This is a genomic window from Acetobacter sp. DmW_125128 (genome assembly GCF_008704325.1).
Taxonomy (GTDB): Bacteria; Pseudomonadota; Alphaproteobacteria; order Acetobacterales; family Acetobacteraceae; genus Acetobacter; species Acetobacter oryzifermentans.
On the sequence record NZ_VHOP01000066.1, the window covers coordinates 1 to 5,900 of the forward strand.

The 5,900-nt window shown below is 55.8% G+C and carries 7 protein-coding genes and 1 pseudogene; 1 reads left to right on the forward strand and 7 read right to left on the reverse strand.

Annotated elements, in window-relative coordinates; all coding sequences use genetic code 11:
* The 6 genes and pseudogenes from FKW19_RS15865 to FKW19_RS14530 form a co-directional block, all read right to left on the reverse strand.
* Positions 1–515: pseudogene (locus FKW19_RS15865) on the reverse strand (Hint domain-containing protein); the annotation flags it as partial.
* A gap of 486 nt (positions 516–1,001) precedes the next feature.
* A complete protein-coding gene (locus tag FKW19_RS14510) occupies positions 1,002–1,439 on the reverse strand; it encodes a PDZ domain-containing protein (RefSeq protein WP_150150592.1) in 438 nt (145 codons plus the stop codon).
* Positions 1,440–1,480: 41 nt separating this feature from the next.
* Positions 1,481–1,918, reverse strand: a complete 438-nt coding sequence (locus FKW19_RS14515) for a DUF29 domain-containing protein (protein WP_370512887.1) — start codon at positions 1,916–1,918, stop codon at positions 1,481–1,483.
* Positions 1,915–2,514: a helix-turn-helix domain-containing protein gene (locus tag FKW19_RS14520; RefSeq protein ID WP_150150591.1), complete on the reverse strand. Its 600-nt coding sequence runs from the start codon at positions 2,512–2,514 to the stop codon at positions 1,915–1,917. Before FKW19_RS14520 ends, FKW19_RS14515 begins: the two co-directional genes overlap by 4 nt.
* Positions 2,515–3,139: 625 nt before the next feature.
* A complete protein-coding gene (locus tag FKW19_RS15870; protein ID WP_238331271.1) occupies positions 3,140–3,382 on the reverse strand; it encodes a hypothetical protein in 243 nt (80 codons plus the stop codon).
* Positions 3,379–3,636, reverse strand: coding sequence for a mobilization protein (locus FKW19_RS14530; protein ID WP_150150590.1), 258 nt, complete (start codon positions 3,634–3,636; stop codon positions 3,379–3,381). The genes FKW19_RS15870 and FKW19_RS14530 overlap by 4 nt, the downstream gene beginning before the upstream one ends.
* Before the next feature lie 214 nt (positions 3,637–3,850).
* On the opposite strand from FKW19_RS14530, the gene mobQ reads away from it, so the two are divergent.
* Positions 3,851–4,876, forward strand: a complete 1,026-nt coding sequence (gene mobQ / locus FKW19_RS14535) for a MobQ family relaxase (RefSeq protein ID WP_150150589.1) — start codon at positions 3,851–3,853, stop codon at positions 4,874–4,876.
* 37 nt (positions 4,877–4,913) lie between these two features.
* On the opposite strand, the gene FKW19_RS14540 is transcribed toward mobQ, so the two are convergent.
* On the reverse strand, positions 4,914–5,900 hold a 987-nt coding region (locus FKW19_RS14540), incomplete at its 5' end, for a Hint domain-containing protein (protein WP_193561787.1).

Genomic DNA, 5,900 nt, shown 5'->3' on the forward strand with positions numbered 1-5,900 from the left:
TGTGCCTGACCGGTCCAGGTCACACGACGAGGGATCGCGACACCATCAACATACGCAATGATCTCATCATCAACACTCAGTTCTTCAACGGCCTTCGTCCCGTGTGGCGTGCTGATGAGAGAGCCCGGGAGGAAGCATATAACGACATCTGTAAATCCACTTGGGCCTATAGAAGAATATATTTCTGATGAAGGAACCGAAACTCCAGATTCCAAAGAAAATGGGTTTCCTGGGTATGATATTGTAACAGTATTAGATTCATATTTAAGTATAGATAATGTTACATTTTTAGATGAATCATATGTAGTTGAGCCTTGGGTGGAAGAAGCAACTGTTTCAACGCTAAAAAATACATTTGATGTGTCTTTTTGCGAGGAGTTAATGTTAATATTAAAATTATTATTACTACCTGTTAGGATGTCAGATAAATCAAAATACACTCGTGATGATTTGGTTGCATCATAGTTTATTGTGTAGTCTTCTGTGTAGTTACTGACTCCTGAAGGGAATTTCACGGAGTAAGTTTCATTTGATGGTATTGAAATGGTAGGCATTTTTCACCAATCAGCTTGTTTATTGTTTATTTTAATACAACAACGCGACAATTACAAAATAAAATCACAAAATTGATATTTCTTGAATATTGGTCTGGAGTAAGTGGAGCCTTTCTGAAAATTAATTGAGTTATTTCAGAGGTTTGCATTTTCTCCCTCTTTGCGAAGAGGAGGGGTGAATTGTGGCATGGACGGAAATCACCCGTCGTCAGTATCGTCGCGATGATCTGGTGTCACGACACGAAAGTGTCCTTTACGTACGCTTAGGTGTTTAGTCCGCCAGCAAAAAATTCGTAAAATGTTCTCATGGCTGGTTCTTCTCAGTGTCTGAGTTCAGAACGACGATTAGTTGTGGAGATACTACAGGAACAACCAAAATGGACCTGGAGTGAGCATAGATCGGAAACAACGTAGGTCGCCGAGAGCATCTGGATTGCTGTGAAAAATTCACCAAAACCACCATTTGCGTGACCGTGTTTCGGCTAGATTTTGGGCAATTTTTCGCCAGTGATCGCGGTCAGATTCAACAGTTGTCGAACTTACCGACAATAGGCGGGCCTTACCTCGATATCCTGCAACCGCCACGTTGATGGTGTAGGCATCGGCTGCTGGGTCGGGCCTTATAAGGCATTTCGGCATCAGATCGTGGATAACGCGTTCAATTGGTCGGCCGTCGATCGCGATGATTCGATCGCCGATTTTTAATCCAGCATCGGCTGCGGCCGAACCGCTTTCGATCGCAGCTATACGAACCATGCCGTCAGCCCGTTGGGCAAGAAGATCGAACAGCGGCCATCGTGGCGCTCCGTTAGGCGGATCAGAGAGATGCGTATGCGCGTCATACAACTCTGCGAGGACACGTCGGACATCGGACAGCTCGGTCATGATGCAGCATCGTGCGTTTTCGACATGATTTTCTTCAGTGGTTAGGCTTCAGGCCAGAAATTTTCATCCATCATTTGACTGAATAACCATGGGCAGGTTGATGGAAAGGTGTGCTCGGGCAATCCCGTCTCTAGTGCAGAGTCACGGCGAGCGCGGCGATAGGCGGTTTCCACGCTGGCTTCCAGCACGCTCTGCAAGCTCGGATTGTCGGCCAGATGATCGGTGAGCGCATCACGGGTGTTGGCAATCGAGAGACGCCATGAAGCACCACGGCGCATAGGCTGGAACTCCCATTTGAGCAGGTGAAGAAGCAGCACAGTCAGACGACTGATAAGTTCACGCTTCTCGGATTTTCCCATGCTCTCGATTTCCTCGGCGATGTGTTCAAGGTCCGCCTCGGATAGTTTTCCGGCGCGTAGCAGTCTGGCCTGCTCGTTGGTCCATGCGTAAAAATCATGGTCGTAAAGGGTGCTGCTCATGATGCTCCTCCATGGAGAAGTTCGAGTTGCATGGGCGGCCGGGTTTCTGCGGCTTGCGCCTTTCGGACGTCCAGCGAGCCGTTCCATGCCACATGCGGGTTGATGAAATACACGGCCATTCCTCGGCCTTGCACGCCTTCAATTCTGCGGCGTTCGCGGCGGATCACGCCCATTTTTTCCAGTGTGCCCATGATGGTGCTGACGTTTTTGGGCGCACATCCGATCCGTTCGGCGAGCTGGTCACGGGTGAGCAGGACTTCGCCCGTATCCTGCCGGAGATTGAGCAACACCAGATCAAAAGCATGACGGACCTGATTGGGGCGATCATCAGACGATAATTCGCGGATGCCGTCCCAGATCGCGGCGGTCTGCATACGGCTCAACATGGTGAAACCTCCCGGCCAAAGCCCTTCGGTGGAGTCTGGTCGCGCTGCCTTTTGCAACGCGTGTGTGGCCCTTGAGATGGCTATACGCGCCTCTCCGGGCAAATGCTTCAGGAGTTCTTCAGACAGGAGCGAGAGCTGCTCAGCGGCCTGTGCCGCTTCCTCCTGTCCGGATCGCTGCGGCTTGGTGGTGAGGCGCACAATCTGAGCCATGTCTCGCTCCCTGTGGAGAACCTGTCTTTAGGTCTCGGATTCCGAGGTCTACTAGTCTCAGAATCTGAGACTTAAAACAATCTATTTCTCGCTGTTTCCTGCGGGGTGTGGCGATCCCTAAGAAAGAGAAAAGAATCTAATCCCCCTGTTGTCCCCCCTTTTTCCGGTGGAAAACTGCCATTTCGGGGTCTGATCCGGCGCCCTGCGGGCGGGCTACGCCGCTCCCGCTCCGCGCTCGCCCGGACCCTGTGGCGTCGGCAGAATCGGGCAAGAGAAAATGGCTCAGGAAACGATGAGAGGGCTGGCCGGCTTTCCCCTCCCGGTGATGGTCAGAGGAGATACCAGCCGCTCACGTTCCCCTTGGCGTCTGCATACGGGAAGCAGACGGTCCCGCCTTTCTGGCGTTCCGTGGTCCATCCGTTCCCACGGCACATGGTCAGCAGGTCAAGGCTACCCTGCCGATCGAGGCCATAAGCCCGCTGTCCGGCCGGGGTGTTGGCCCAGCTGGCGGCCGCCTCCTGATTCCGGGCTTTCTGGTATCCTTCCGCTTGCCCTGTATCCCATCCGGACCGCTGACCGAAGAAATATCCCCCGCCAAACGCCACCAGAACGATCAGGAAGGCCGTCAAGCCTGTCCAGAGTAGAGATATGAGCGTATTTCGGTCTTACTGGCCTGTAGCGCCTTCTGTGAGGCTCCTGTGGCCTGTTTGATCGCTGCCTTCAATTCGGCCGATAGGGTGTTTTCCTGTCTGTTTCGCTCGGACTGACTGGTCTGAACGCTGCGAAGCAGACGGTTCGTTTCCGCCATTTCTCGGCCAAGCTGGTCGAACGCGGCCAGCCCGTCATCCAGCTCGCGTTCGTCGGTCATGACTGGTCAGGTTCCGGCTTCTGCCACCCCTCGAACGCCTTGTGGTCATGGTCGCGGGAGATGCGTTTCAGCAGTTCGTTAATGACCCGTCCGAAGCGTTCATCCTTACCGGCCGCGTCGATCAGCAGGCCGCCAAGAATGACCTTGCGCCTTGTGTCCAGCTTGCGTTCCTCGGCGTTCTGTCTGGCGAGCAAAGCCTGATACCGGGCCTTGGCTTGTTCGACCTGCTGTTTCGCCTTCTCGATGGGTGTCATTTTTCCTCCCGCCCCAAGTGGGTGCAATGGTCTGTTGTGATTTCCATTCCCGCGTGACCCTGTTGAGGATACCCGATTTTTCGGAAGTTTTCTTTATTCTTCGTGGAGTGCAAACAACCCTTGCTGCGATAGAAGTAAGGGCGCACTTTAGCATTGTTCCAATGCGTGCGTCAGGGACGTTCCTTCCCTGAACCCTTCCTGAACGGAGAGAGATGTGGCAATCTACCATCTGTCCGTCAAATCCATCTCGCGCTCAGCCGGTCGCAGCGTCGTAGCGGCTGCTGCCTATCGTGCCGGTCAGGAACTGACAGACGAACGGCAGGGCCTGACGCACGACTACACCCGGAAACAGGGGGTGGAAGATGCGTTCATCGTGGCCCCGGATGGCGCGGACTGGGCGCAGGACCGGAACGCCCTGTGGAACGCAGCCGAGGCGGCCGAGAAGAGGAAGGACGCCAAGACCGGACGGGAATACGAGCTGGCGTTACCGGCCGAGCTGGATGCGGACGCACGGAAAGAACTGGCCCGGGATTTCGCGGCCGAGCTGGTGGAACGGTACGGGGTGGTGGCTGATGTGGCGATCCATGAACCCGGTCGGCAAGGGGACAACCGGAACCATCATGTGCACATCCTGACCACGACCCGGACGGCCGGGAAGGAGGGGCTGGGGGCCAAGACGCGGGTTCTGGATGTGGCCAGCACCGCCTCGGCCGAGATCGAGCACATGCGGGGTGTCTGGGCGCGCCAGGTCAACACGGCGTTGGAAAGGCACCAGGTCGAGCAGAGGGTGGATCACCGGAGCTTCAAGCGGCAGGGGCGTGAGGAAGTGCCAACCCTGCACATGGGGGTGTCAGCAACCGCCCTAGAGCGTCAGGCGGCCCGCGAGATCCCCGGCCGAGATCCGGTGACGGATCTCGGGAAGCAGAACGCAGAGATCCGTGAGCGGAACCGTGCTCTGGAAACGGCCCGCAAGGCCGTGGAGAAGGCGCAGGAGTTGTTCTCCGGCCTTGAGAAACGGGCGCGGCAGGCGGTCGCTCTGGCCCGGAAGATCGGCCAAAGGATGGAGCGTCAGAGGCAGGAGCTGGCACGTCAGGCCGAAATCAGGAGGGAAATGCAGCGTCAGGCGGAACTACGGGCGGCCGAAGAAGCCCGGAAAGTCGCCGAAAAGGACCGCAATCGGTCGAAAGGTCTATCCAGAGGGCGAAGTCGCCGCTCTGATCGGGGATATGATCCCTGGTGATTCTGTCCCGGGGAATAACCCGGGACAGAATGGAACGTCAGGCTTTCAGAGCCTGACGCTCAGAGAGCGTCTCGTCCAGGACATACGGACCTGCGGCCCTGACTTCGATTGCCATCAGAGCCAGGGTTCCTGGTGCACGTTCCCCCAGGGGAAGCAGAGCATTTCCGCTGGTCCAGCGCATGGTTCCCTCTTCCACGTTGTTCCAGCCTGAGAGCTTGGTATCATGGAGGTGATCGGTCAGCGTGCGTGTCCGGTTGCTTTCGAACAGGGTAACCGTTCCAACCAGAACACCCAGATGGCGGCGGTCATCGACGAAGGGGCCGATCACATCACAGGGGCGGCTGGCGTTGGAGACGATCCGAACGCTTTCAACTCCGTCGGGGATCATGAACATAACCCGTCCATTGTTGTGCCGTGCTGGCCGAATGATCGCTCCCGTATCCGTGGTCAGGTGCAGGTTGCTTTCGTTCGTCAGGGGGCGGGCTTCGGTGTGGATCGCAAAACCGGCCTTGTCCGCGCGGTTCTCGATCTGGCGGAAGAGAGGCTCGACCGCTTCTCTGGAGACTGTCAGAGGGGCGGCCGCGTCATCCCAGGTCAGATTGCTAGTGCTACCGATCGAGACAACGTTTCCCTTCTGGGAGAAGGCGCGACGGTTTCCGGTATCAAGATAGCTCTCGGTGAGCATGCCATCGGCCATAATGACTGAATGGGCTTCGGTTTCGATGTGGTAGTAGTCGTAAGACGTGATGGACTTGTCGAAGAAGATCGAGCGACCGTTCACCAGCATCCGGGCCGGAACAAACTGTCCATCAAAGAACAGGCAGTGCTCCGCCGTAATCAGCATGTCCTTGAACGGAACTCCGTCCGCGATGGCATCCTTGAGGATGCGGACCGGGTAGCCTGCCTCATCATCAGGAAGATGGGCACGAACGTTGCAGTGTGCCTGACCGGTCCAGGTCACACGACGAGGGATCGCGACACCATCAACATACGCAATGATCTCATCATCAACACTCAGTTCTTC